At 61.5% G+C, this 23,101-nt stretch carries 37 protein-coding genes; all 37 read left to right on the forward strand.

All coding sequences use genetic code 11. The annotated features are described in order from the left end of the window. Window positions 1-70: 70 nt before the first annotated feature. The 37 genes from JIN84_RS12805 to JIN84_RS12985 all read left to right on the forward strand — a co-directional run bounded on the left by JIN84_RS12805 (window position 71) and on the right by JIN84_RS12985 (window position 23,101). Window positions 71-328, forward strand: a complete 258-nt coding sequence (locus JIN84_RS12805) for a helix-turn-helix transcriptional regulator (RefSeq protein WP_200351431.1) — start codon at window positions 71-73, stop codon at window positions 326-328. Between the two features lie 272 nt (window positions 329-600). Continuing rightward, on the forward strand, window positions 601-753 hold the full coding sequence (locus JIN84_RS12810; protein ID WP_200351432.1) for a hypothetical protein: 153 nt from the start codon (window positions 601-603) through the stop codon (window positions 751-753). Then, complete coding sequence (locus tag JIN84_RS12815; protein WP_200351433.1) at window positions 750-1,313, forward strand: hypothetical protein; 564 nt, start codon at window positions 750-752, stop codon at window positions 1,311-1,313. The genes JIN84_RS12810 and JIN84_RS12815 overlap by 4 nt, the downstream gene beginning before the upstream one ends. Beyond that, window positions 1,300-1,437, forward strand: a complete 138-nt coding sequence (locus JIN84_RS12820; RefSeq protein ID WP_200351434.1) for a hypothetical protein — start codon at window positions 1,300-1,302, stop codon at window positions 1,435-1,437. The genes JIN84_RS12815 and JIN84_RS12820 overlap by 14 nt, the downstream gene beginning before the upstream one ends. Beyond that, window positions 1,434-1,715 (forward strand): hypothetical protein, encoded by a 282-nt coding sequence (locus JIN84_RS12825; protein ID WP_200351435.1) that lies wholly within the window; start codon window positions 1,434-1,436, stop codon window positions 1,713-1,715. The genes JIN84_RS12820 and JIN84_RS12825 overlap by 4 nt, the downstream gene beginning before the upstream one ends. An 89-nt stretch (window positions 1,716-1,804) precedes the next feature. Beyond that, a complete protein-coding gene (locus tag JIN84_RS12830) occupies window positions 1,805-2,014 on the forward strand; it encodes a hypothetical protein (protein WP_200351436.1) in 210 nt (69 codons plus the stop codon). 147 nt (window positions 2,015-2,161) lie between these two features. Next, a complete protein-coding gene (locus JIN84_RS12835; RefSeq protein ID WP_200351437.1) occupies window positions 2,162-2,662 on the forward strand; it encodes a hypothetical protein in 501 nt (166 codons plus the stop codon). After that, window positions 2,659-2,925: a hypothetical protein gene (locus JIN84_RS12840; protein ID WP_200351438.1), complete on the forward strand. Its 267-nt coding sequence runs from the start codon at window positions 2,659-2,661 to the stop codon at window positions 2,923-2,925. The genes JIN84_RS12835 and JIN84_RS12840 overlap by 4 nt, the downstream gene beginning before the upstream one ends. Beyond that, the gene (locus tag JIN84_RS12845) at window positions 2,922-3,365 is read left to right on the forward strand and encodes a hypothetical protein (protein ID WP_200351439.1); all 444 of its coding nucleotides are present in this window, start codon (window positions 2,922-2,924) and stop codon (window positions 3,363-3,365) included. The genes JIN84_RS12840 and JIN84_RS12845 overlap by 4 nt, the downstream gene beginning before the upstream one ends. Further along, window positions 3,365-3,517: a J domain-containing protein gene (locus tag JIN84_RS12850; RefSeq protein WP_200351440.1), complete on the forward strand. Its 153-nt coding sequence runs from the start codon at window positions 3,365-3,367 to the stop codon at window positions 3,515-3,517. The genes JIN84_RS12845 and JIN84_RS12850 overlap by 1 nt, the downstream gene beginning before the upstream one ends. After that, window positions 3,514-4,584, forward strand: a complete 1,071-nt coding sequence (locus JIN84_RS12855) for a DUF5131 family protein (protein WP_200351441.1) — start codon at window positions 3,514-3,516, stop codon at window positions 4,582-4,584. Before JIN84_RS12850 ends, JIN84_RS12855 begins: the two co-directional genes overlap by 4 nt. Further along, a complete protein-coding gene (locus JIN84_RS12860; protein WP_200351442.1) occupies window positions 4,581-5,525 on the forward strand; it encodes a DNA adenine methylase in 945 nt (314 codons plus the stop codon). The genes JIN84_RS12855 and JIN84_RS12860 overlap by 4 nt, the downstream gene beginning before the upstream one ends. Continuing rightward, complete coding sequence (locus JIN84_RS12865) at window positions 5,522-6,349, forward strand: hypothetical protein (protein WP_200351443.1); 828 nt, start codon at window positions 5,522-5,524, stop codon at window positions 6,347-6,349. The genes JIN84_RS12860 and JIN84_RS12865 overlap by 4 nt, the downstream gene beginning before the upstream one ends. A gap of 2 nt (window positions 6,350-6,351) precedes the next feature. Further along, the gene (locus tag JIN84_RS12870) at window positions 6,352-7,020 is read left to right on the forward strand and encodes a hypothetical protein (protein WP_200351444.1); all 669 of its coding nucleotides are present in this window, start codon (window positions 6,352-6,354) and stop codon (window positions 7,018-7,020) included. Then, the gene (locus tag JIN84_RS12875) at window positions 7,020-7,859 is read left to right on the forward strand and encodes a hypothetical protein (RefSeq protein WP_200351445.1); all 840 of its coding nucleotides are present in this window, start codon (window positions 7,020-7,022) and stop codon (window positions 7,857-7,859) included. The genes JIN84_RS12870 and JIN84_RS12875 overlap by 1 nt, the downstream gene beginning before the upstream one ends. 15 nt (window positions 7,860-7,874) lie before the next feature. Continuing rightward, window positions 7,875-9,437: a DNA cytosine methyltransferase gene (locus JIN84_RS12880; RefSeq protein WP_200351446.1), complete on the forward strand. Its 1,563-nt coding sequence runs from the start codon at window positions 7,875-7,877 to the stop codon at window positions 9,435-9,437. A gap of 8 nt (window positions 9,438-9,445) precedes the next feature. Further along, complete coding sequence (locus tag JIN84_RS12885) at window positions 9,446-10,264, forward strand: helix-turn-helix domain-containing protein (protein WP_200351447.1); 819 nt, start codon at window positions 9,446-9,448, stop codon at window positions 10,262-10,264. Next, the gene (locus JIN84_RS12890; protein ID WP_200351448.1) at window positions 10,261-10,686 is read left to right on the forward strand and encodes a hypothetical protein; all 426 of its coding nucleotides are present in this window, start codon (window positions 10,261-10,263) and stop codon (window positions 10,684-10,686) included. The genes JIN84_RS12885 and JIN84_RS12890 overlap by 4 nt, the downstream gene beginning before the upstream one ends. Then, window positions 10,683-10,958 (forward strand): hypothetical protein, encoded by a 276-nt coding sequence (locus JIN84_RS12895; protein WP_200351449.1) that lies wholly within the window; start codon window positions 10,683-10,685, stop codon window positions 10,956-10,958. Before JIN84_RS12890 ends, JIN84_RS12895 begins: the two co-directional genes overlap by 4 nt. Before the next feature lie 181 nt (window positions 10,959-11,139). After that, window positions 11,140-11,484 carry a hypothetical protein gene (locus tag JIN84_RS12900; RefSeq protein WP_200351450.1) on the forward strand — a complete coding sequence of 115 codons (345 nt, stop codon included), beginning with the start codon at window positions 11,140-11,142 and terminating at the stop codon, window positions 11,482-11,484. A gap of 4 nt (window positions 11,485-11,488) precedes the next feature. Then, entirely contained in the window at window positions 11,489-11,737 is a 249-nt protein-coding gene (locus JIN84_RS12905) for a hypothetical protein (protein WP_200351451.1), read from the forward strand. Continuing rightward, window positions 11,730-11,936 (forward strand): hypothetical protein, encoded by a 207-nt coding sequence (locus JIN84_RS12910; RefSeq protein WP_200351452.1) that lies wholly within the window; start codon window positions 11,730-11,732, stop codon window positions 11,934-11,936. The genes JIN84_RS12905 and JIN84_RS12910 overlap by 8 nt, the downstream gene beginning before the upstream one ends. Window positions 11,937-11,966: 30 nt before the next feature. Next, window positions 11,967-12,182: a hypothetical protein gene (locus JIN84_RS12915; RefSeq protein WP_200351453.1), complete on the forward strand. Its 216-nt coding sequence runs from the start codon at window positions 11,967-11,969 to the stop codon at window positions 12,180-12,182. After that, entirely contained in the window at window positions 12,179-12,616 is a 438-nt protein-coding gene (locus JIN84_RS12920; protein ID WP_200351454.1) for an HNH endonuclease, read from the forward strand. Before JIN84_RS12915 ends, JIN84_RS12920 begins: the two co-directional genes overlap by 4 nt. A 124-nt stretch (window positions 12,617-12,740) precedes the next feature. Then, the gene (locus JIN84_RS12925) at window positions 12,741-13,178 is read left to right on the forward strand and encodes a phage terminase small subunit P27 family (RefSeq protein WP_200351455.1); all 438 of its coding nucleotides are present in this window, start codon (window positions 12,741-12,743) and stop codon (window positions 13,176-13,178) included. Between the two features lie 100 nt (window positions 13,179-13,278). Continuing rightward, window positions 13,279-14,883: a terminase large subunit gene (locus JIN84_RS12930; RefSeq protein WP_325099599.1), complete on the forward strand. Its 1,605-nt coding sequence runs from the start codon at window positions 13,279-13,281 to the stop codon at window positions 14,881-14,883. A 137-nt stretch (window positions 14,884-15,020) separates the two neighbouring features. Further along, a complete protein-coding gene (locus tag JIN84_RS12935; RefSeq protein WP_200351457.1) occupies window positions 15,021-16,304 on the forward strand; it encodes a phage portal protein in 1,284 nt (427 codons plus the stop codon). After that, a complete protein-coding gene (locus JIN84_RS12940; RefSeq protein WP_200351458.1) occupies window positions 16,301-17,269 on the forward strand; it encodes an HK97 family phage prohead protease in 969 nt (322 codons plus the stop codon). The genes JIN84_RS12935 and JIN84_RS12940 overlap by 4 nt, the downstream gene beginning before the upstream one ends. 34 nt (window positions 17,270-17,303) lie before the next feature. Beyond that, on the forward strand, window positions 17,304-18,608 hold the full coding sequence (locus JIN84_RS12945; RefSeq protein ID WP_200351459.1) for a phage major capsid protein: 1,305 nt from the start codon (window positions 17,304-17,306) through the stop codon (window positions 18,606-18,608). 85 nt (window positions 18,609-18,693) lie between these two features. Continuing rightward, window positions 18,694-18,846 carry a hypothetical protein gene (locus tag JIN84_RS12950; RefSeq protein ID WP_200351460.1) on the forward strand — a complete coding sequence of 51 codons (153 nt, stop codon included), beginning with the start codon at window positions 18,694-18,696 and terminating at the stop codon, window positions 18,844-18,846. A gap of 6 nt (window positions 18,847-18,852) precedes the next feature. Beyond that, window positions 18,853-19,449, forward strand: coding sequence for a head-tail connector protein (locus tag JIN84_RS12955; protein WP_200351461.1), 597 nt, complete (start codon window positions 18,853-18,855; stop codon window positions 19,447-19,449). Next, window positions 19,446-19,769 carry a phage head closure protein gene (locus tag JIN84_RS12960; RefSeq protein ID WP_200351462.1) on the forward strand — a complete coding sequence of 108 codons (324 nt, stop codon included), beginning with the start codon at window positions 19,446-19,448 and terminating at the stop codon, window positions 19,767-19,769. The genes JIN84_RS12955 and JIN84_RS12960 overlap by 4 nt, the downstream gene beginning before the upstream one ends. Beyond that, complete coding sequence (locus JIN84_RS12965; RefSeq protein WP_200351463.1) at window positions 19,766-20,248, forward strand: HK97-gp10 family putative phage morphogenesis protein; 483 nt, start codon at window positions 19,766-19,768, stop codon at window positions 20,246-20,248. The genes JIN84_RS12960 and JIN84_RS12965 overlap by 4 nt, the downstream gene beginning before the upstream one ends. Continuing rightward, complete coding sequence (gene gp17 / locus JIN84_RS12970; protein WP_200351464.1) at window positions 20,245-20,631, forward strand: tail completion protein gp17; 387 nt, start codon at window positions 20,245-20,247, stop codon at window positions 20,629-20,631. The genes JIN84_RS12965 and gp17 overlap by 4 nt, the downstream gene beginning before the upstream one ends. A 9-nt stretch (window positions 20,632-20,640) precedes the next feature. Continuing rightward, window positions 20,641-21,036, forward strand: a complete 396-nt coding sequence (locus tag JIN84_RS12975) for a phage tail protein (RefSeq protein ID WP_200351465.1) — start codon at window positions 20,641-20,643, stop codon at window positions 21,034-21,036. Beyond that, entirely contained in the window at window positions 21,033-21,392 is a 360-nt protein-coding gene (locus JIN84_RS12980) for a hypothetical protein (protein ID WP_200351466.1), read from the forward strand. Before JIN84_RS12975 ends, JIN84_RS12980 begins: the two co-directional genes overlap by 4 nt. Window positions 21,393-21,667: 275 nt before the next feature. Continuing rightward, window positions 21,668-23,101, forward strand: a complete 1,434-nt coding sequence (locus JIN84_RS12985) for a hypothetical protein (protein WP_200351467.1) — start codon at window positions 21,668-21,670, stop codon at window positions 23,099-23,101.

The following is a 23,101-nucleotide window of genomic DNA, read 5'->3' on the forward strand; positions in this document are numbered from 1 at the left end:
CCCACTGAACCAATCAAATCATTCCCATCATGAGCATATTTCCACCCCGAACCCAAACCACGCCTGAGCCATGAACCTTCCGTCCGATGTGATGAAGGCGGTGATCGTGGCCGCGGGCAAGGAGCTCGCGGACCGGTTGGAACCGCAGGCGAAGGACCTGCAGCTCTTCACCATCGCCGAAGTGGCCGAACGGTTGCGCGTCTCCGAACCCACCGCCCGCCGGCTGATCCGCGAACACGTGGACCTCGGCGAGGCCTCCAAGCGGGTGAGCCTCGCCCAACTCCGAAAGATCATCGAATCCCGCACCGCGGAAGCTCCAGCCGCCTGAACATCACCCCCAACCTGAAACCAACACATGCACCCCAAGCGTCAACCATCAGTTGTCTCCGTAGCCATGGCGCTCGCTGCCGCCGCTTCCAGAAACCAGACCGACCTGCCGGTCGGAACACCTCCCTACCCAGGGAAACAACTGACACCACTTAATTTTGAGACGATGAGATCCGGCGATTTGCCCGGATCCTACGGAGTTAGAAATCAGCGGAAAATCCGCAAGAACAGGCGGCGTCAGCACGCTGCGGGACACCGCAAGGCATTCGCCTGATGGACTTCACCGACCGCGACGAGTGGCCGGACCACCGGGTGATCCGGTGGATCGACACCCTGAGAAAACCCAACCCGCTCGGACTTTGGTCCGCCCGCCATCTCGCCGGCCTCGAAGCCGAGGCCCACCACCGAAACCTGAAAATCCCATGACCCACGACCTCCCCAACATCCGTGCCGCCGCCTCGCTGTGGCGCGTGCGTCATCCCGACCAGGCTCATTGCTCGATCGTGGTGCAGATCTCTCACGCCGGCATGCATGCCGCCATCGGCAGCACGCTCACCCCCATCGCCTCCAATTTCGCGCCAGGCACCTACATCGTCAATCCCGACGCCAGCCTGCAGGTTGCCAGCGGAGGCAGTCTGGATTCCGCCGAGGCGTGGGAAACGCTGGAACCTGCCGACCGCGCGGCCGCGTTTCGCTTCACCGGCGGACCTCTCAGCGAGGAACAAGCCGCCGAACACCATGCCCTGCGCGCGCTCCTTATGAACGAGCCGAATGTGCATGACGTCATCGCCATCGCTCCGCATCTGGACGGACGTTGGATGTATCTGGTGCAATGCCCTCTCTCGTGGAAGTTCCCGACCCACGTGGTGGGAATCGCCGATCTCAAAAACGAGGAGGCTGAAATCATCGCCCAGTGTGGGGCCCTGTGGTCCGCCCAGGACGTGTGGAACAACCGCCGTCACCCCCTCAGCCATGAAGAGGGCTGACACACCGAAGGGCGCCGCGCTCGTCGCCCTCCTCACCGTGGCGGCCTGCGTGCTCGCTCCATGGGTCGTCTACGGCTTCGCCCGCATCCTCTCCGAAATTTACACCGTCCTCCACCAGCCATGAGCCGCCTCCCCGCCATCCTCCGCGTCCGCAAGACGGACTACCGCCCGCCCGGTGCGGGCAACACCCCACCACTGGACCGCAAAGCGGGACCAGGGGCGGCAGCGTGCCCGGAATCGCCCACGGAACGGGCCGCTCACGATTCGGTCGTCGCCACCTATTCGTTACCGATTCTCCGCGCCATCGCCGCGGACCTCGGCAAACGCGCCTGGCTCAACGACTGGAGCACCATCCGTCTGGCGGCCGTGAGGCGCCGCATCCGCGAAATCTCCCCCACCTGACACAAACGCCCGCCCCCGTTGCCGCAGTCGCCGGGGGGTAGCTGCCTCGGCAACCCGGGCGGGCGACCAATCTCCAACCCACAAAATCCATGCTCTACTACTATCTCATCTGCTGGGCTGTCTGCGCGTTCATCATCGCCATCTGGGTTTTCTACGATTTCCAAATGGACGAAACCGAGCCGTTCGAAATCGGTGACGATGTTCTCTGTTCCTTCGCGGTGGGTGCCATCCTGGGAGCCTTCGGACCGTTCGGCCTATTCCTCTGCGCCTTCCTCACCCGCACCACCGAGGAGCCATGAACGCCCGCCGGATCCAATGCAGCCTGAAATACTGGCTGGGCAAGTTTTGCAAAAACTTCCTCGGCATCTGCCGCGCCTGCGGCACCGGCCTCAATTACACCCGGCACGGCCAAGGCGTGTGCCCCAAATGCTCCCGCCGATACTGAAATGAGAGCCTGCCGCCCCGACCGGTTGCGCCAGCGCTTCCCCCTGATCCGGCCGGGCGCTGAAAAGCCGGTGAAGAAGGCCGCGAAGAAAAAAGCGGCGCCGAAACCTCTACCCCCGCTGCCGGCGTCCACCCTCACCGACGACACCCTCACCATCGTCCTACGGATTCCGCCCTACGAGATATCCCCGAACGGCCGGGGCCACTGGCGGACCATCGCGAAGCACAAGAAAGCAGCCAAGAAGACCGCCAACCTCGTCACCCTGGGAGCCATCGGCACCGCCCGCCCGCAGCCCGTGGGCTACTCCCTCGCCTACTACTGGCCGTCCACCCACCGGGACGACGACAACGCCATCGGCAGTTGCAAAGCCATTCTGGACGGCATCTGCGCGGCCCTCGGGATGGATGACAAACACCTCCGGTTCCACGCCCTCCACCACCACGCGGACCGCTCCTGCCCACGCGTGGAAATCATCATGCACCTCACCGCACCCACCCCATGAGCAAAGAAGTCATCATCGCCGGATCCACATTCCGGGTCCTGATAAACGGTCGCAAGTCGATCAATGGAAAACCCTATGGCGTCGAATTGACCGGAGAAATCACCGAGCAGGACGCCGGCGAGACCATCTACGATGCAGCGGTAGCCGCGATTGGCCACGTCAGAACGGAGATGCCCGAGATGGAGCTCCCCAGCGGGATTCAAATCAGCATCATCACCCCAACTGAACGGGAGTTTGAGGCAAAGAGAAAGGGGAAGGCATGAACATCCCCGCTTTCCCACTTTGCTGGCCGGACCGCTTCCCGCGGGCGAAGGCCCGGGTTTCCAGTTCCTTCAAAACCCAGCTCGCCGGCGCGATCAAGAACGTCCAATGCTCGCTGAAACTCTTCGGTTCCGACAGCGGCAAGGCGGTGGGTGACGTCGTCATCTCCTCGAATTGCTCGCTGGGCGTGGACAATCCCAGCGACCCAGGCGTCGCCGTGTGGTTCACGTGGGAGGGTAAACAGGTGTGCATCGCCGTGGACCGCTACGCGAAGCTCGAGGCGAACCTGCAGGCCATCCACCACATCATCGAGGCCCGCCGCACGGAACTCCGCCACGGCGGTTTGGAAATCATCCGCGCCACCTTCACCGGCTTCCTCGCCCTGCCGGCACCGGCACCCAAGCCTTGGTGGCACCGGCACCCAAGCCTTGGTGGATTCTGATGGGACTGCCAGAGGACGCCACCGCCGACGAGATCAAGACGCGCTACAAGGACCTCTCCAAATCCATGCACCCCGACCGCGGCGGCAGCGCGGATGCCTTCTCCGAACTCACCGCCGCCCGTGACGCGGCCCTCACTTCAAGACAGCCATGAGCGAAAACACATCCATTGAATGGACCGATCACACGTTTAACCCCGTCCGTGGATGCACCATGGTTTCCCCCGGGTGTGCCCACTGCTACGCCGCGCGCGAGGCCGTGAGGTTTCCCGGGATCCGGGGAGTGTGGGGCGACAGCGGCACCCGCATCCTTGCCGTCCCAGACGCATGGAAGGCCCCAGTTAAGTGGAACCGGAAGGCCGAAGCCGCCGGAACCCGCGCACGGGTGTTCTGTGCCTCGTTGGCGGACATCTTCGAGGACTGGAAAGGCGACCTCCGATTCCCTGCGGACATCGCTCCGGATGGATGGGTGACGGCCCGGTGGGACGGCACGCAAATGGTCCGCGAATTCGAAGCAAGCGCCGACGCCCAGGGATTGCCACCGGCCACCATGGACAACATGCGCACGGAGCTCTTCCGGCTGATCGAAGCAACGCCTTTCCTCGACTGGCAGCTTCTGACGAAGCGACCGGAGAACGTCATGCGCATGGTCCCCGACCACTGGCGGGAGAGATTTCCTGCTAACGTTTGGATGGGAACCACTGTCGAAAATCAGGAGATGGCGGACAAGCGCGTCCCCGTGCTCCTCAACATCCCGGCCACGGTCCGGTTCCTCTCGTGCGAGCCTCTGCTCGGACCGGTGGATTTATCGGGGCTCTATTTTTCCGACGTCTGCGGTGGTAGATATCCATTCAAGGGAGTTGCTCCGGAACATCGGACCAAGCGGATTGATCTCTTGGACTGGGTCATCGCCGGCGGCGAGTCCGGACCCAAGGCGAGGCCCATGCACCCGGACTGGGCGCGGAGCCTCCGCGACCAATGCCAGGCCGCCGGCGTGCCCTTCCTGTTCAAGCAGTGGGGCGAGCACGTGACCGCAACCATTGGAAACTGCTACGATGGGGATTCACGCCAGGTGGAATTGGACGGAACAGACAGTTCCGATTGGACGATTGACCGCCACACCGCCTCTACCGAGATCATGGTGAAGATCGGCAAAAAGAAAGCCGGCCGCCTCCTCGACGGACGCGAGTGGAACGAATTCCCCACCCCCTCCCAGCCATGACCCAGTCCCTTTTCCCCGCCGCGAGTGCGGCGACAGGAAACCCGCCCGTGGCCGAGTGGCCAGCCTCCGCGTCACATAGTCTCCAGAGTATTGCCGACGCGGGGGCAGCGGGCGGGGACTGGTTTTCCACCGAGGACCTCCGCCGTCCCGTGCTCCGATATCACGGGGGCAAGTGGAGGCTCGCCCCGTGGGTGATCTCCCACATGCCGGCGCACAAGTGCTATGTGGAGTGTTTCGGTGGCGCGGCCGGCGTCCTGCTCAGGAAGAAGCGCAGCACCATCGAGGTTTACAACGACCTCGACACCCAGGTGGTGAATTATTTCCGCGTCCTCCGGGATCCGGAGTTGCGGGTGCGCCTCGTCTCCCTGCTGGAACTCACCCCGTTCAGCCGCGGCGAGTTCGAGGCGAGCTATGAATTCTCCCCGGATCCGGTCGAGGCCGCCCGCCGGTTCGTCACCCGTTGTTTTCTCGGCCACGGCACCTGCAGCGTGGACCCGGACGACAGCAACGGATTCCGCTCATGCGATATCCGCGCCGGCAAGTCCTACGCCCGCGAATGGGCCGGCGTGCCGGATGCGATCGCGGCCGCCGCGGACCGCCTCACCGGTGTGACCATCGAGAACCTCGATTTCCGCAAGCTGCTCCACAAATTCAACAGCCCGGAAACCCTTTTCTATCTGGATCCGCCGTACCCGCTGAGCACCCGCCAGGCTGGTGGGAAGGGCTACGTGCACGAGATGTCCGACGCGGACCATCGCCAGATGGCCTGGATGCTGAGAGGCACCTCCGCCAAGGTGATGATCTCCGGTTATCCCTGCTCCCTCTACGACGACCTCTATTCCTCATGGCGGCGGGTGGAGAAGAAAACCACCGCCAACGGCCAGCGCGGCGCCGTGCCGCGCACGGAGGTCCTTTGGATGAATTTCCCGGGAGAGACATGATTTCCCGCCAATACAGCCTTCCTCTCCAGATCACTGGCGAAATTCCGGCATCCATCCGGTTCATGGTGAGCTATTCTTCCGGCATCTCCTCATGGGCGGCGGCGAAGAAAATTGCCGAGGAGCACGGAACCGAAGGCATGGTGCTCGTTTTCGCTGACACACTCATCGAGGACGCCGACAACTACCGCTTTCTAGAGGAATCCGCCGTGAATATCGGTGCGCAACTCATCAGGGTCAGCGATGGTCGCACGCCCTGGGACGTGATGCGGGATGAGCGGATCATCGGTAACAGCCTGATTGACCCATGCTCCAAGATCCTCAAGCGCGAACTGCTGGACCGGTGGAGGGATGCCTATTGCTGCCAGGCAACAACCCGGCTTGTGCTCGGCATCGCGTGGGACGAATCCCACCGCATCGATGAGGTGCAGGCCCGGAACCACCCGTGGATGTATGTCGCTCCGCTGTGTGAAAAGCCATGGATCAGCAAGGCGGAGTGTTTGGCATGGGCGGAATATGAAGGGGTGAAACCTCCCCGGATGTATGAGGCCGGCTTCTCCCACGCCAATTGCGGTGGTGGATGCATAAAAGCCGGGCAACGCGAATGGAAACGCCTCCTGGAGTTCAACCCCGCTCACTTCGAGAAATGGGAGGACTGGGAAACGGAGATGCGCGGGGTCGTCGGTGACCATTCGATCCTCCGCGACCGGAGAAAGTCCGCTGAGACGGAAGTCCTCACCCTCTCCGAATTCCGCCGGCGCGTGGAAGCCTCGGAAGAAATCGACGAAACCGACATCGGCGGCTGTGCCTGCGCCCTTCCTCTCTGAAAATGACCCGCTCCTTTCCATCACCGCTCCAGCTCGGCGTGCTCGACCAGTTCGTGCACCCGCATCCCGCCTCCGTGTTCTGCCGGCCGGTGTGGCACGAGGGCGACGTCCTCACCGCCTCCGGATACATCGCATGCCGGTTTGTCCCCAGCCTCCGCAGGCTTTGGGGCGAGTCCGATTTCCTCCCCGCTCCCGCAGGCTTCTTCGAACGCTACGACGCTCTTCCCTGGGCCCGCTTCCACGGAATCCCCGATGAGTGGCGGCCGATGGATGACGTGCGTGGCCACCTCTTCCGCCGCGCCCTCATCAACCCGTGGACCACGAAGCACCTGTGCGCGCCGTCGCCCGTGTGGTGGGTCAACGGCGGATTCCTCGCCCGTCTCAGCCACCTGCAGTTGATCGCCCGGCTCCCGCGCTGTGAGGTCCACCTCGGTGTGATGGGGCCGGATGCCCCGCTCATTTTCCGATTCAACGGCGGCATGGGGATGCTGGCCCGCGATCCCAAGCTCACCACCGCCTCCTTTACCATCTTCGAACCCCACCGCCACGAGGACGGATCCCGCATCGGCAAACAATCCCGCAAACCCACCGCCGATCAGGAGCGGAAGGCCCAGGAGTTCCACGCCCAGCAGGCCGCGATCGAGGCTCAGGAATTCACCTACCCAGATTGATGAACATATTCACCGCACCACCTACCACGCCTTTCAATTTCCTATCCCTGGGCGCCGGCGTGCAATCGTCGTGTCTCGCGCTGATGGCGGCTCACGGCGAAATCGGACCGGTGCCGGATGCTGCCATTTTCGCCGATACCCAGGCGGAACCAGCCAGCGTTTACAAGTGGCTCGGATGGCTCACTGCCCAGATTCAAAGGTGTCCCCACCCGTTTCCTGTCCACGTCGTCACACAAGGGAGCCTGACCTACGAAGTGCTGAAATCCAAACGTTGCGGAATCCCGGCATTCACGAAGTGCGAGGAAGGCATCATCGGAAAACTCCCGGCAAGATCTTGCACCGTCGATTTCAAGGTCACCCCGATCACAAGGGCACTCCGCAAATTTGCCGACATCAAGCGCGGCCAGAAAACGGTCACAGTGACTCAATGGATCGGGATCTCATGGGACGAACTCCAACGCGCGAAAGAGTCTCACGAACCATGGTCTCAGAATCGGTGGCCACTGCTCGAACTTCGGATGCGCAGGCACCAGTGCCTGGAATGGATGGAAGCGAAGGGTTACCCACATCCCCCTCGATCCTCCTGCATCTACTGCCCGTTTCACAACAATGGAGAATGGCGCCGGTTGCGGGATGAGGAGCCCGAGGAATGGCAGAGGGCCATTTTGTTTGAAAGAGACCTTCAACTCGTCAAGGGCGGCACTGGGAACATGAGCGCAATTCCATTCCTTCACCGCTCCGGGGTGCCCCTTTCCGAGGTGGACCTCTCGACCGATGAAGAGCGCGGACAAGGCTACTTCGACTTTCAATCCGAGTGTGAGGGTTTTTGCGGCAACTGAACTCCCCTTTTATCCATGAACGTCCTTTGCCTTTGCTCCGGCATTTCCGCCGTGTCCGTCGCCACCGAGGAGCTCGGCTGGGAAACCATCGCGTTCGCGGAAATCGAAAAATTCCCGTCCGCGGTGCTCGCCCAGCGCTGGCCGGACAAGCCGAACCTCGGCGACATCACGAAATTCCGCGAATGGCCCGAGGAGCTGCTCGCCCTGGTGGACATGGTCGCCGGCGGCACTCCCTGCCAGGCGTTCAGCCTCGCCGGCCAGCGTGCCTCACTGTCCGACGAACGCGGCAACCTCACCCTCATTTATGCACACCTCATCTCCCACATTGACCAGATCCGTGCTCGCCACGGACGACCTCCCGTTGTTTGCCTGTGGGAGAACGTCCCCGGGGTCCTCAACACCGACGACAACGCCTTCGGCTGCTTTCTGGCTGCACTGGCCGGAGAAATCGTTCCGCTCGCACCGCCAGGGGGACGGTGGACGGACGCTGGTTATGTGCGCGGTCCCGAACGAGCAATCGCGTGGCGACTCATCGATGCCCAATATTTCGGCGTGGCCCAACGACGCGAGCGTGTGTTCGCTCTCGCAGGTGCTGGAGCCTTCCGTCCCGAGGAAATACTTTTTGAGTCCGAAGGCGTGCGCCGGGATTCTCCGCCGAGCCGAGAAACGGGGGAAAGAGTTGCCGGCACTCTTGCGCAAGGCTCTCTCGGCAGTGGCAGCGCGTGCGGAGGTGACGGCCGGGAGGCATTTCTAGAAATCGCACCCATGGCGATCCAGGCCGGTGCCATGAAGGAAAACCCCAACATCGGCCCGGATGGTGTCGGCATCCGGACAGATGGGCTGGCCTATACCCTCGAAGCGCGGCCAGAAGTGCAGGCCGTCGCAGCCCTGGGTTTGATCCCCGCCATTACAGGGCCCCTGCTCGCCAACGGCAAAGCCGCCGGCAGCGCCACCATGCAGGACGCCCAAATGGGCATGCTGATCCCTCAAGTGGTCCCGGCCGTCACGAGCAAATGGGCGAAGGGTAGCGGCGGGCCTAGCGGCGACGAGTGTCAGAACTTGATCGCTACCAGCTTTGGTGAAATTGCAAGAACCCTTTCCGCTCGTCACGACGGAATCCCCTGCGCGGATCGAGGTCCGGACATCATAGCCGTTTCATTCGCGGAAAACTCCCGGCACGAGCTGCGCCTCGAAGGCGGCGACGGAGAGAGAACCGGATGCCTCTCCACAGGGGGTGGGATGCCCGGCCAAGGAGTGCCCATGATCGCATTCGCCCAGAACCAGCTCGGCGAGGTCCGCACGAGTGAGGTGATGGGCACACTCAACACGAATTCCAACGCATCGGGTCGCAGCACTCCCATGGTCGCCAGCCCGTCGCTGGGCGTCCGCCGCCTCACCCCTCGCGAGTGCGAACGCCTGCAGGCCTTCCCCGACGACTTCACCCTCATCCCCTACCGCGGCAAGCCGATCGAGGGTTGCCCCGACGGCCCGCGCTACAAGGCCCTCGGCAATTCCTGGGCGGTCTGCTGTCCGCGGTGGATCTGCCGGCGCATCCACGCGTGGTTCCTTCGAAACTAATTTCCCCCATGTCACTCACAGCCACTTCCTACGTCATCCGCCGGCCGTTCGGCGGACAAATCAAGAAGCTCATCATGCTGGTCATCGCGGACTTTTCCGGCGACGACACCGGCACCGCGTGGGCTTCCATCGACACTCTCGCACACCGGGCGGAGTGCAGCCGCCGCAGCGTGCAAACCCATCTCGAAGAGTTGGAAGCGGCCGGCGAAATCATGATTTACCGGAACGGCGGTCCGGAAGGAACGCATCGGTTCAGGATTCTTTTTAAAAAATCGGAGGTGGCAAATCCGTTCGATTCGGGGGGTGCAAATGCTGCACCCCCGTGCAAACGGCGTACCGTCAAACAGCACGAAGGGGGTGCAAATGACGGTCCGCCAGATGCACCCAAGACGGGTAAAACGGGGAGTAACGGGAAAAACATTCCCCCACAGCCCCCGCTTGCGGGGGGCGAGAGTGTGAGCGATGGCGTTCTTGTCGCCCGGATCAAGAATCTCCGCAAAGCCTGGCAGGCCACCGAGCATCTCACCGCGAAGCAGCAGCGGATCTTTTCCCGGAACCGCAGGATCTTCGAAGCCTTCACGGCGGAGGATTGGGAGGTGCAGCGGCGTTTCCTCGCCAAGTCCATGCCCACCGGAAGCGCGTGGTTCCAGCCGGAGATGCTGGTCCTCTACCTCGAAAGCCCGGACAGCACCCTCGCCCAGGCCCGGGAGTGGTCCGCCAAGCACGGCCCTGCTCCCGCCGCCAACAAGCCGCCGCTCCAGGGCGTGAAACCCATGTCCGCCGAAGAGCAGGCCGAAATGAACAAGATATTTTCCCAAATCCCATGAACTCGAATCCTATCACCGAAACCATGAAATGCTACAGCACCAACGAAGAGGACTTTTCTCACAACGACATCTCGGAGGCAATTGAATCGCTGAAGGAGGAAAACGACATCACCCCAGGGAAAATCATCGAACTGTGGGAGGGCGAAGGCCGGAAAATGCCGGCGTCCTACTACGTCGGCGACATCACAGATGCCATGCAGGACGCCGCGTGTGACGACTGCGGCGAATACGCGACGGACTGGGATTTTTCCAAGGAGCAACAGGCCAGCCTCAACGCGGCGGTCGCCAAAACGGTCGATCAATGGGCCACTGAGAACAACATGCATCCCCATTTTTACAGGGTGGAGAATGTCACCGCCCTTAAGGTGAGGATCACGGACGACGACGGAGGCTATGAAATCTTACCCGAAGCGTCCGCATGATCGAGGCACTCCACCTCGCGGAGCCCTACGAGCTCGTGCTCCCCGGTGATCCAAGCTGGCCGGAATACCAGTTCCAGATGGCTCAAAGGCGCGCCGCCTCACTCTCCGCCAACGGCTGGAAGTTCCACCCCCAGGAAGGCCCTCGCGGCCACTACTACGAAGGCTATGGCCCCGCCGGCCGCCGGATGATGTCCGAGCAAGAAAAAGACCCCCGGGCCGCGTTCGTGGCCGCCATCAACCACGCGTTCGACATCCAATTTCCCAACCCATGAAAGCCCAGAGAAAATCAGGCATTCCCGATCGCGCCGATTCGTTCGGTGACGTCACGGTGGCACTCGACGCCCGCCTCCGGAGAACCGACCCCGAATTCCTTCGCCGGTCCGAGCATTCATCCCGGCGGTTCGCCGCCAAGGAGCCCGGGGAGCAAGAGGAGGAACCCGAACCATCACCACCATGAGCGAAACAGCACCAGAATCCACTTACACCGTCCCACAGGACCACATTGACCGAATCACCGCGATGCTCACCGAAAACGGTCCTATGGCATCCAGCGGCCTCATCCATCAGCTTGTCTACACATATCGCATTCCCATCCTCCACGCGGTGCTGGGGATGCTCTATTGTCCGGGCACCTGGCGAATCGACGTCAGCGAAGAGCATGCCCTTATTGGCCTTGATTCTCATGCGAAGCCCGGTGACGGCAGCATGTTGGCAGCGGCGGACGCCATGGGCCTCCAATGGCTCGACACCGGCGACGAGTCCGGATGTTGGGTGCCGGCGCGGGCCTTGAACCGATAGAGCCATGAGCACCCCAATCCCGCAACTGACTCTGGAACTCGCGCTGATCCGCTGGAGCGTCATGTGCAAGACGTGGGGCGAATTGGCCGCCGGGCATGCCCCGCACCTACCGGCATTCCTCGCCGGCTGGATGTGCAGGCAGATTGGCGCGTCCATGCCCGCGGAACTCGGGCAGTTCCGCGACTCGTTCCGCGTGGGGTGGAGGGAAGCGGACCAGCAAATCGAAATCGCATCACGGAACCTCCATGAATGACCCCGTCGAAATCCTCGGAATCAAGGTCTACCCGCTGGAAGGCGTGCCGCCCGGCACGGCCCGCGTGCTGACTCGTGAGGACATATCCAAGGCCTACACCCAGCTCCTCGAAGGTCCAATCCCTACAGACCGGCGGGACTTCCGCAGGGCCATCATGCTGGCCGTCATCATCGGCCGCGAACTCGAAAGCTTGTCATGAGCAAGCACCCTAATTTTCACCATCAAAATCATGAAAATCCTCCAAACCATCTCCGCGCTTCTCTTATCTCTCTTGTCCGGTTGTTCGGATGAAGGGCCGGATACATCCCGCGCCACCGCTCCCGAAGAGCCGGTTTCGCAATGCCCCATGTGCCACGACACCCGTTCGACGGCGTGGTCGGAAATCGACTACTTCACAGGAGAATGGACCACGGTGGAGCTTCCATGCCCCTGGTGCAGGAAATGAAACGTCCGTGTTCCAAGCCAGGTTGCAATGCGCTGATTGATGCCCCTGCGCGGCACTGCGAAGCCCATGAGGCGGCAGCACCGAAGCGAGGCGAGGCATACCAGCAGCATCGCCGCACTGATCCATTGCAACGGATGGTGGATGGAATCCGGAACTCCTCACGCTGGCAGAAGGTTCGGTCACTGAAGGTTGCGGCCAGTCCGCTATGTGAGGATCCATTCGGCGACCACGAGCGGAAGCGTTCGACGGCCACGGCGCAGCAGGTCCACCACATCGCAGGGCTTCGTGAGAGGCCGGATCTTGCGTTCACCATGTCGAACCTCATGAGTGTGTGCACGGCCTGTCACAGCGGCCTCGAGCGTGGCAGGGAGGTCGTCGCGTCCCCCTCCTCCCCCGCCGCGACCCCACCCACCCGGGGGCGGGGCGAAAAGTAGAGAGCCTCTCATTACCACACCGTTCCCTGTCACTTTTTTTCGCGTGGACGGAATTGGATTTTTTGGGGGTGGGGTGCCCGCGCTTGCGTCAACAGAAAAATTTTAGTAAAAATCAGGGAACGAAATGAGGGGGGCGAAGCAAAAACCTAACAGCTTGCTGGCGGCGGGAGGATCGAAACACCTGCGGTTGCTGGAGCCTGTGATGAAGGCACCAATCGGGGATGCGCCGGAACATTTCCGTGGCGTCGCGATGGAGACATGGGTGTGGGCTGTCGAGAGATTGACGGAGGCTGGGACGATCTACGATGCGGATCGGGTCGCGCTGGAGACTCTTTGCCTGGCGGTTCATCGGCAGCAGGAGGCGCAGGATTTTATCAATGACATGGGTGTGATCTACGAAGACCCGGTGAAGGGGTGGACGAAAAACCCAGCTTGCACTGTGATCACCGCGGAGAACAATATCATCGCCCGTCTGCTTGCCGAGTTCGGCCTCACCCCTGCCTCCCGTGGAAAAGTCCAAGGCCCCACCGAAAAGAAAAAGAGCCGTTTCGAAGGGTTCTAAGGCGACGAAACGGCCGGCACCGCCGGAGTTTCCGCACGTTGCGGATGCCGAGGTCTACGTTGACGGGGTCATTTCGGGGCGGATCCCGGCTTGCAAGTGGGTGCGTCTCGCGTGCGAGCGGCACCGGCGCGACCTGGCGCGGTCGAAATCGAAGGATTTTCCCTACCGCTTCGACCCGCAGAAGGCTAACCGGAAGTGTAAATTTGACGAGTTGCTTCCGCACACTAAGGGCAAGTGGGCGCGGAAAGATCCTGTCACCCGCCAGCCACAGACAATCCGTCTCGAGGGTTGGCAAAAATTCATTCTCTGCTCGGTGTTCGGGTGGGTTAAGAAGACGACGGGAACGCGTCGTTTCCGGAAGGGTCGGATCTATGTTCCGCGAAAAAACGGCAAGTCAATCTTCGGGGCGGCGATCGGGCTCTACATGCTCTCTATGGATGACGAGCCAGGCGCGGAGGTTTACTCCGGTGCCACGTCGGAAAAGCAAGCTCTGGAGGTGTTCAAGCCAGCGCACCGGATGTGCCAGATTGATCCGGAGCTTGCGGACTGGATGGGCGTCACGGTCACTGCCCAGCAGCTCATCCGGGAGGATGACGCGGCGAAGTTCCAGCCGGTCATTGGGAAGCCTGGCGACGGCACAAGCCCGCATTGTGGGATCGTGGATGAGTTCCACGAGCACAAGACCAGCGAGCTGATCGACACGTTCGAGACTGGCATGGGCGCCCGGTCGCAGCCGCTGTCCCTGGTCATCTCCACCGCCGGCGCAAATCTGGCCGGGCCCTGTCGTGAGGATTGGAAATTGTGCGAGCGGATCCTCGAAGGGCTGGAAGGGTTCGAGGATGAAACGACCTTCGCGATCATCTTCACGATCGATGAGGGGGACGCGTGGGATGATATCGAGTCGCTGAAAAAGGCGAACCCGAACTACGGGGTTTCGATTGAGGAGGATTTCCTCCTGGCCGAGCTCCAATCCGCGCGGCAAAACCCCTCAAAACAGGCGCGCTTCAAGACGAAACACCTCAATCAATGGGTGTCATCGAAGGATGGTTTCTTCAATGTCGCGACATGGCAGTCCCTGGAGAAGAAAATCACCCGGGAACAGTTCAAGGAATTCCCCTGCTACCTGTCGGGTGACCTCTCAAGCAAGCACGATTTGACCGTGCAAATGCAGCTTTTCTGTCTGGATAACAGCCGATACGCGGTGTTCGGCCGCTACTGGATCACCGAGGCCGCGCTCGATCTACCGGAAAACCAGCACTACCGGAAATGGCATTTGGCCGGGAAGCTCGAGGTCGCAGGGCAAGACATCATCGACCTCGAGCCGTTCATGGATGCGGCGGAGGAGGCGTGCCGGGAATATGAGGTGCTGGAAATGCCGTCCGACCCGAACCGGGCCTGGGGCGTCTATCCGATGATGGAGGCGAGGGGCGTTCCCATGGTGGAATACCGGAACACGGTGCTCATGATGAGCGAGCCCATGAAGCTGTTGGACGCCCTGATCCGGGCCGGGCACATCCAGCACGATGGGGACCCGGTGCTCACCTGGGCGATCAGCAACACCACCGGAAAGCTCGACCACAAGGACAACGTTTTCCCGAACAAGGACGCGCCGGCGAACAAGATCGACCCGGTCGTGTCGCTCATCATGGCGCTGGGCAGGGCGATGACTCGGACGGAAGCGGCGGGAAGTTTCTTCTCATTCTGAAACCCGGAAAATGATCCTTGCAAAGTTTGTGAAAATTCACAATCTCAATGCCTGGACTGATGGGAATCAGACTTTTCGGCAATGGTAGAAAGACTCACCGGGAGGCGAACCCTTCCGGTGAGTCTCATCGCGTCGAAATGGCGCCGCTCCAGCAGCGGGAATTCCCGAACCGGAGGAACATTCCGGAGAAGCGATCGAGTGTCACGGAGGTGGTGGACCTGAAAAGCGGGAGGTATGCGGAGATTTTCGGCACTGCTTCCGCCGCCGGAGTGCCGGTGAATGAATCCACCGCTCTCGGCGTGTCAGCCGTGACGGCCTGCGTCGATTTGCTCTCTGGCATGATCGCGAAGCTTCCGATTTTCCTCTATCGCGACACTCCACAGGGCCCGGAGGAAGTGACCAACCACCCGGCCATCCGGCTGATTGGATCGTATCCGAGCGATCTCCAGACCTCCTTTGAGCTCCGCCAGCTTATGGAAATCGGCAAGGGACTCGGCGGGAATGGATATGCGCGGGTGTTCCGTGACGCCTTCGGAGACCCCTATTCTATTCAGTGGCTCGAACCCTGCAAGGTGAGCCCGCAGCTGGTGGAGCGGAGCAACGGCGAGAGACTCGTCGTCTATCAGGTCGATGGGAAAACGTTGACCCGGTATGACATCATCCACGTGCGTGGATTCTCCCGGGACGGGGTGAACGGTATTTCACCCATCCGGATGCTGCGGGAATCCATCGGCAATGCGCTTTCCCAGACGAAAAAGGCGGGGGACCTGATGCGCAACGGTACGCAGTTCCCGGGATTCCTCGTTACGCCGCAGAGTATATCTCCCGACAAGCTGAAGGATGCCCGTGACGAGTGGGATAAGAATTACCGTGGTGGCAACACCGGCCGGATTCCAATGATTCATGGTGGCTGGGACTTCAAGGCGACCAACGGGATGAGCATGGCCGATGCCCAGTTCCTCGACTCCCGACGCTTCGAGCTCCAGGAAATCGCCCGCCTCTACCGCATTCCGTCCTTCCTGATCGGTGACAGCACAAGCTCCACCACGTGGGGCAGCGGCATCGAGCAACAGACGCTTGGTTTCCTGAATTTTTCCTTGGATCCGCACCTTGTCGCATGGGAGCAGTCGCTCGGTATCACCCTGCTTACCACCGAGGAGCAGAAGGCCGGGTTTTATTTCCGCTTTGACCGCGACCAGCTCGCCAATGTCGCCCTGCAGGCGAAGGCCGCGTTCTACCAGACCATGCGGAACATCGGGGTTTACAGCGCGAACGACATCCGCAGGAAGATGGATGAACCCGTCATCTCGGCGGCGGACGGCGGCGACGACTACGGCCGTCCGTTCAACGCAAGCGGCGGCACTCCGCAGGAAAAACCCGAGGAAGATCCGAAGCCCGAACCCGAACCATCTCGCGCATGAAAACGAAGAACACCCGCCCCGCCAGACCGGAAGTCCGCGGTTACCACTCCCTCGAACGCCGCGACCTCACGGCGGAGGAAACCGAAGCCGGCTACATCGGCGTGCTGCGGGGTTCGATCCCATTCAACGAGGACAGCCAGGTGATGACCCGCCGCGACCGCGGCGGGAAAATGACCCGGTTCGTGGAGCGCATCACCCCTGAAACCTTCAAACGTTCGCTTGCCGAGGATACGGATATCGTCGCGACCGTCGGTCATGCGGATGATCCTCTGTCGGCTTTCGCCATCGTGAACGAGAATCTCACCTTCACCATTTCCGAGCGTTCGCTGGATTGGGAAGCCAAGGTTCCCGACACCGTCGCCGGTCGGGATCTCATGAGGCTGGTGGACATGAAGATCATCCGGGGCACCTCCTTCGAGTTCATCCCCCGCGACAATGGGGAAACGTGGGAATCCCGCGGTGGTGACATGGAGGTCCGCACGATCACCGACGCGCGGCTTTTCGAAGTGAACCCGGTGAAGTGGCCCGCCTATCTCGGCACCTCGCTGACCGTGGAAATGCGGGGCAGATATGCGGATGGCAACGCCGATTGCTACTATGATTCCTACTATGGATATCGTTGGGATTCCACGATGACCGGGCCAATCTCCTATGCCCAGGGCATGCTCGGCAGTCTCACGGCGTGGCTGACCAACTCGCTCGAATACCTGCGCGACCAGCCGGCGAGCGACCTCGCCGACTTCGCCCGCCGGCATGTTGATCAGATCGCCGCCCAAATCACGGAACTGACCGAGTGGCTCAAGACCAACGGTGCCAACTCCGACACCGAGCAAGGCGACGTGGCGACCCGCGCGCTTGAAGAATTTCGCAAGGAAGCCCGGAAGACGGGCAACGACACGGAAACCCGCAGCGTGGCCCACTGGGAACGGCGCCTCGCACTCACCAGCAAGCATCCCACCGCCTGAAAACACATCAGACCGCTGAGAAGCGGACACACACATGAAACTGAAACAACTGCAAGAAAAGCGCGGATCGCTGATGAAGCAATGCCGTGAAATCCTCGACAAGGCCCAGGCCGAAACCCGCAGCCTCACCCCCGACGAGCAGAGCAAGCTCGCCGAGCTGGAGACTGAAATGGACGGGGTGAACTCCACCCTTGAAGCCGAAGTCCGCCAACTCGCCCGCGAGTCCGCGAACCCGGTCCAACTGAACCGCCAGGAGCAACGCTCCGTTGACCGCTTCGACCTCGGCGTGACGCTTCGCTCTCTCGCGAACGGCACCGCGCTCGAGGGCGTGGAGTTGGAGATGGTCCAGGAGGGAACGAAGGAAGCGCGTGATGCGGGCATTCCGTCCAATCGCGGGGTGATGCTTCCGAGCATGCTCGTTTGCCGCGGCCGTGAAAACCGCGACATGACCGCGACCGGGACCACCTCCACCACCGGCGACCAGGGCGGCCAGTCCATCCAGACGGAAGTTCGCGGCCTGATCGGTGATTTCTACAACCGGTCCATCATGGCTTCCATGGGAGCGACGGTGCTCTCCGGTCTGACCGGAAACCTCAACCTTCCCCGCTTCATCCAAGGAACGGCGGCCGCGAAGAAAGCGGAGAACGCCTCCGCCGACGAGGTGAGCCCCACCCTGGCCACGCTCTCGCTGCAACCCAAGCGCCTGCCGGCGTTCATCGATCTCTCCGACCAGCTGCTCATGCAATCCTCCTCGAACATCGAGGCCTTCGTGCGCGCGCAGCTCATCCTGCAGATGCTCGCCACCCAGGAAGTGGCATTCTTCCACGGTACCGGCACCAACGAAGCGAACGGCCTCGCTGGAACCTCGGGCATCGGTTCGGTGGCAGGCGGCACCAACGGCGCGGCTCCCACCTACGCCCACATGCTGGCACTCGAAGAAGCCATCGACGCGGTCAACGCGCTGAGCGGTAACCTCGGTTACGCATCGAACGGCCAGATCCGGAAGAAGCTCAAGCAGACGCTGGAGAATCCCTCCGCGACGGATAACGGATGGGTGCTCAACAAGGAAAACCGCATCAACGGTTACCGTGCGGAGTTCTCCAACGCCATCAGCCGCACCCTCACCAAGGGCACGGCCAACGCCGTGGCGTCCGCCATCTTCTTCGGCAACTGGTCGGACTACATCATCGCCTATTGGGGTGGTCTCAACCTCGAGCTCATCCGGGATTCGACCAATGCGAAGACCGGCATGCACTGCCTGGTGGCGAACACCTATTACGATGGCGGCGTGATCCGTCCGAAATCCTTCTCCGCGATGCTCGACGCTCTCGGTGCCTGATGGGTTGCGAGGGTGGGGAGCGCATCTCTCCCCACCCTCCTCCCTTTCCCAGATCAAAAGAACCAACCCGAAAATAATTACTCACATGAAAATCAAATTCATCCGCAGCGTGCTCCACAAGGGCGAGCACCAGGAACAAGGAACCGTTGTCGATCTCCCCGACGGCGAAGCGAAATTCTTCCTCGTCGCCGGCGATGCCGTCGAGTCCGACGAAAAGGAAGAGAAAAAGCCCAAGTAATCCACCGTGCGCCCGCAGTACACACTAGTCACCCCGCCGACGTTCGAGCCGATCACCTATGATCAGGCTGCGGAGCATCTGCGGGTGGATTCGGTGGACGATCAGACCTATGTGCAAGCACTGATCGGTGTCGCGCGGGAGTATGTGGACAGCGTCACAGGGAGGGTTTCCGCGGTTTCGGGCTGGAGGGTCATCGCTCCGTCGTGGGCGTGCCTGTTCGGCCAATACTCGGACACCCTCAGCCTTTTCCGGACGCCGCTGGTGTCCGTCTCGGCGGTGAAATATTACGCGGCCGGCGCGACCACGCTCAGCACGCTGCCGGCGGAGGAGTATCTGGTCATCACCGGCGCGGAGCCTGGCATGGTGAAATTCACCGGTTCGCTGCCTTCGGTGGCGGACCGTCCGGACGCGGTGCAAATCGAGTTCACGGCCGGCTATGCCGACGAGGCAGCCGCGCCGAACCTCCTCAAGCACGCCATCAAACTGCTCGTGGGTCATCTCTATGAAAACCGCCTGCCGGTGGCGTTCGCGAGTTGCCAGAACCTGCCGTGGTCGCTGCAAGCGATCATCGAAAATCAGAAGGTAGGGGGGTGGTTCGCATGAATCCGGGCAAAATGGACCGGCGGATCCGCCTGCAGAAGCGCACGTTTTCGCGGGACACGACCGGTAGCAACGTCGAGACGTGGGCGGACAACGCCGGCGTTTGGGCGGAGGACGTGAAGCAGGGCGGTGGGGAATCCGTCATCGCCGATGCGGACCGAGGCCAGGACACCCGACAATTCCGGATCCGTCACCGTGACATGAATGCGCAGGACTACCGCGTTTCCTACGACGGGAAAATCTACGAGATCCGGAACATCCAGGAGGAAGGCCGGAAAAACACCCTCCTCCTCGACACGGTCGCAACCCAGGGAATTCCATGAAAACCTCCGCCGTCCAACTCGACATCAAGGGTGTCAAGCAGCTCATCCGCAATCTGGATGACCTCCCCGACGCGCTCCGCAAATCGGCGGAGACCGCGGTGTTGCGCGCCGGCGCGGTGCCGATTCGTAAGGCGGCGAAGCGTTTCGCGGGGAACTCGAAGGATACCGGCCTGCTACAGAAGTCCATCAGTCTCTCCGTGAAGACGGTGCGGGGCGAGAAGTCCGCGCGGGTGGGACCTCGCAAGGGGATGCGGCAGATGGTCACCCGGACCGATAAGCGGACCGGGAAGCAATTCCAAGAGAAGGCAGATCCGAGCAATTATTCCCATCTCGTGGAATACGGGACCAGTCATAGCGCCGCGAAACCGTTCATCCGCCCGGCGATCGACACCAGCAAGGGCGAAGTCCTCAACGCCATGGCCACCGGCCTGGATACACATCTCACCCGGGTCGCCGCGCGCGCAGCGAGAAAAAAATGAGCTACCAATCCGACATTTACGAAGCGATCAAGGCAAGCGCGCCGCTCACCGCGCTGATCGGAGACCGTTTCTTTTGGGACGTGGCTGACTCCTCGACGACCACTCCTTACATTGTCGCGCAAACCGTCAGCAACGATGGCGAAACCGACTTCGACGGCTTCCGGGATGTAAGCTTTCCGCTCATCCAATTCTCCGCATGGGCGAAGACCAAGCAGGACGCGATTGAGATCATGTCAAAATTCCGGACCGGCCTGGAGGGCAGGAACCTCCCGGGAGCTTCGGACGTCTCGCTTTCCTTCGCCGGCGAGCAGTCCACCCGCGACCCCGTCACCAAACTTTACGGCGAAATCATCGACTACCGCGCATCCACCAACACGAACTGACCCACCACCATGGCAAAAAAATCATTTGGAATCACTGTCACCATCGGAGGCACGGCCATCGGCGGCCTCACCGATGTAAATATCACCGGGCGCGACGTCACGGCGATCGACGTCACCAACCACGGGAGCACCGGCAATGCCCGCGAGTTCCTCGGCGGGCTTGTGGACAACGGGACGCTCGAACTCACCGGAAACTTTGAAGGCACCCACGCGGGAATCACCTATCTCGAAGCGCATCTCGGCGAGGTGGTGGACGCGGTGGTGACGTATTCCGACGCCTCCACCCACCTCTTCAAGGTCATCGTCGGGCCGCCAACCACGAGCAACCCGCTTGACGACAAGATCGAGTTTTCAGCTTCCTTCAAAATTTCCGGCCCCATCACCGGCACCGCCACCACCGCATGAGCAGTTCTCACATCGTCACCATCGGCGGCGAAGAGGTCCGGATCGGGTGGGACCAGCAAACCGCGCGGGCCTACAACTACCGGGCATCCAAGATCGGAGGGGCTCCCACCATCCGCGATCTCTCGAACGCAAAACGGGCTACGGCGGCCGTCACGGATCTCCTATGGTTGGTGCTACCACCGGAGGCCGCGGCAAAATACCGGAATCCCGAGGAGCTGTTTATTGCGATCGACCACGATGCCGATGCCGCCACCATCCACGCCGCGCTGGTCGCCATCGTGGCGGACATGAAAACCGACACGGAAAAAAAAAGCGATTCGAAGAAATCGCCTTCGCCCGAATTGAACTCGGACTGACAGCCGACGAGTGGAACCTCGTTCATCCCGCCCTCGCCACCGCCTACGTCGATGCCTGGACTGAAAAACAGAAACGCGAGGACCGGCGCACGGCGGCGATTCAATTCACGGTGGCCCAATGGTCTGGAAATGTGCCGAAAGGCCGCCGTCTCCGATTCTCCGACTTCCTTCCGAGGTACTTCAAAAAAGCCAGCGACGAATCCCCGAAAGCCCGGGAAGCCCGGCTGAAAAACTCCCTCAACGCCCTCGCCCGCGCGAACAAACCAACAACGTAAATGGCAAAATCCCGATCCATCGGCGGTATCTATGCAAGCCTCACCCTCCGGGATGGGGGCTTCCGCAAAGGACTGGCCGCGGCCAACAATCAGTTGATGGCTTTCGGTAAGGCGTCAGCCGTGGGGCTTGCTGCAGGCGTGGCAGCATCAACCACGGCACTCACCGCAGGCACCCTCAAAACGCTCGATCAGGTGGACGCCCTGGGCGACCTGTCGGCGCAGACCGGGGTCGCGATCGCAGCGGTCATGAAACACCAACGCGCCTATCAGGATGGCGGCCGCGCGGCGGAGATGTATGGCAAGGACATCGGCAAGATGCAAAAATCGATCGTAGAGGCGGCGAGCGGTGGAGCGGATCCGTTCGAAGCGATCGGCCTGAACGCCGAGAAACTGCTCAAACTTGATCCGGCCTCGCAGTTCGAGACCATCGGGGATGCCATCATGCGGATCGAAAACCCCGCCGAGCGCACTGCGAAGGCGATGGAGATTTTCGGCAAAGGCGGCATGGGACTGACCACCATTTTCCCCGGGCTCAAGGACGCGGAGAAAACCCTCGGCGCAATGCCCGCGGTCGCTCAGGAATTCGCCGGTGCGATGGGACAGGCAAACGATCTCATCGGTCACCTTCCGGTGAAGAGCGATCAGTTTTTCACGGGGTTCACCGCCGGGATTATCGGGGAACTGCTGCCGAATCTTCGGAAAATCGATGACTACGATTTTACGAAAGTTGGCCAGAACCTGGGCAAGTCCCTCGCCACCGGCCTCCGTTTCATCCAGGACGGCCAGACATGGAGCGGCGTGGCGGATATCGCCTTCGCCTCGTTCATCCGCCTCGGTGAGATGATCGGCCACGTCTTCGCCTCGGTGATCAACGCGGCCGCGGATGAATTCGACAACGCCTTTTCCCCGAAGGGAAACAAAACCCTGCTCGCGATGAAGGCCGTCGCGCTGGATGTGATCACGATGGGGGCGGATTCGAAAACCCGCGAGGCCGTGAAAGCGCAGAACCGCAAGGAGTGGGAAGAGGCGAACATGGTCGAGCGTCCCAGCTTCGGGGACAATTTATTCAAGCGCCTCGGCCAGCTTCCCGAGGCCGGTGAATCATCCAAATTTTTCCGACAGGCCGGAGAACAGAAAATGTTCGAAGCGTGGAAACGATCCTCGGCCATTGTTGCCGACAACCTGCAGACGGCCGCGGATGAAAGCATTCCCGAAAAATCGAAGGAACCGCCCATCACAGGACTAGCGGAAGCAATGAAGGCGGCCGCCGCCAAGCCGATAGATATGCGGATGGAGGTGAACGACTACCAGCGGCGCGGGCTGTCGCTGGGGGGCGGGCCGGTGGATATGAAGCAGGATGAGCAAATCACTTTGCTGTCATCGATCGATGGATCCTTGAAAAGGATGTCCCGCCCGGGAGGAAAAACATTTTAG

The sequence above is a fragment of the Luteolibacter yonseiensis genome (genome assembly GCF_016595465.1).
In the GTDB taxonomy this organism is placed as follows: Bacteria; Verrucomicrobiota; Verrucomicrobiia; order Verrucomicrobiales; family Akkermansiaceae; genus Luteolibacter; species Luteolibacter yonseiensis.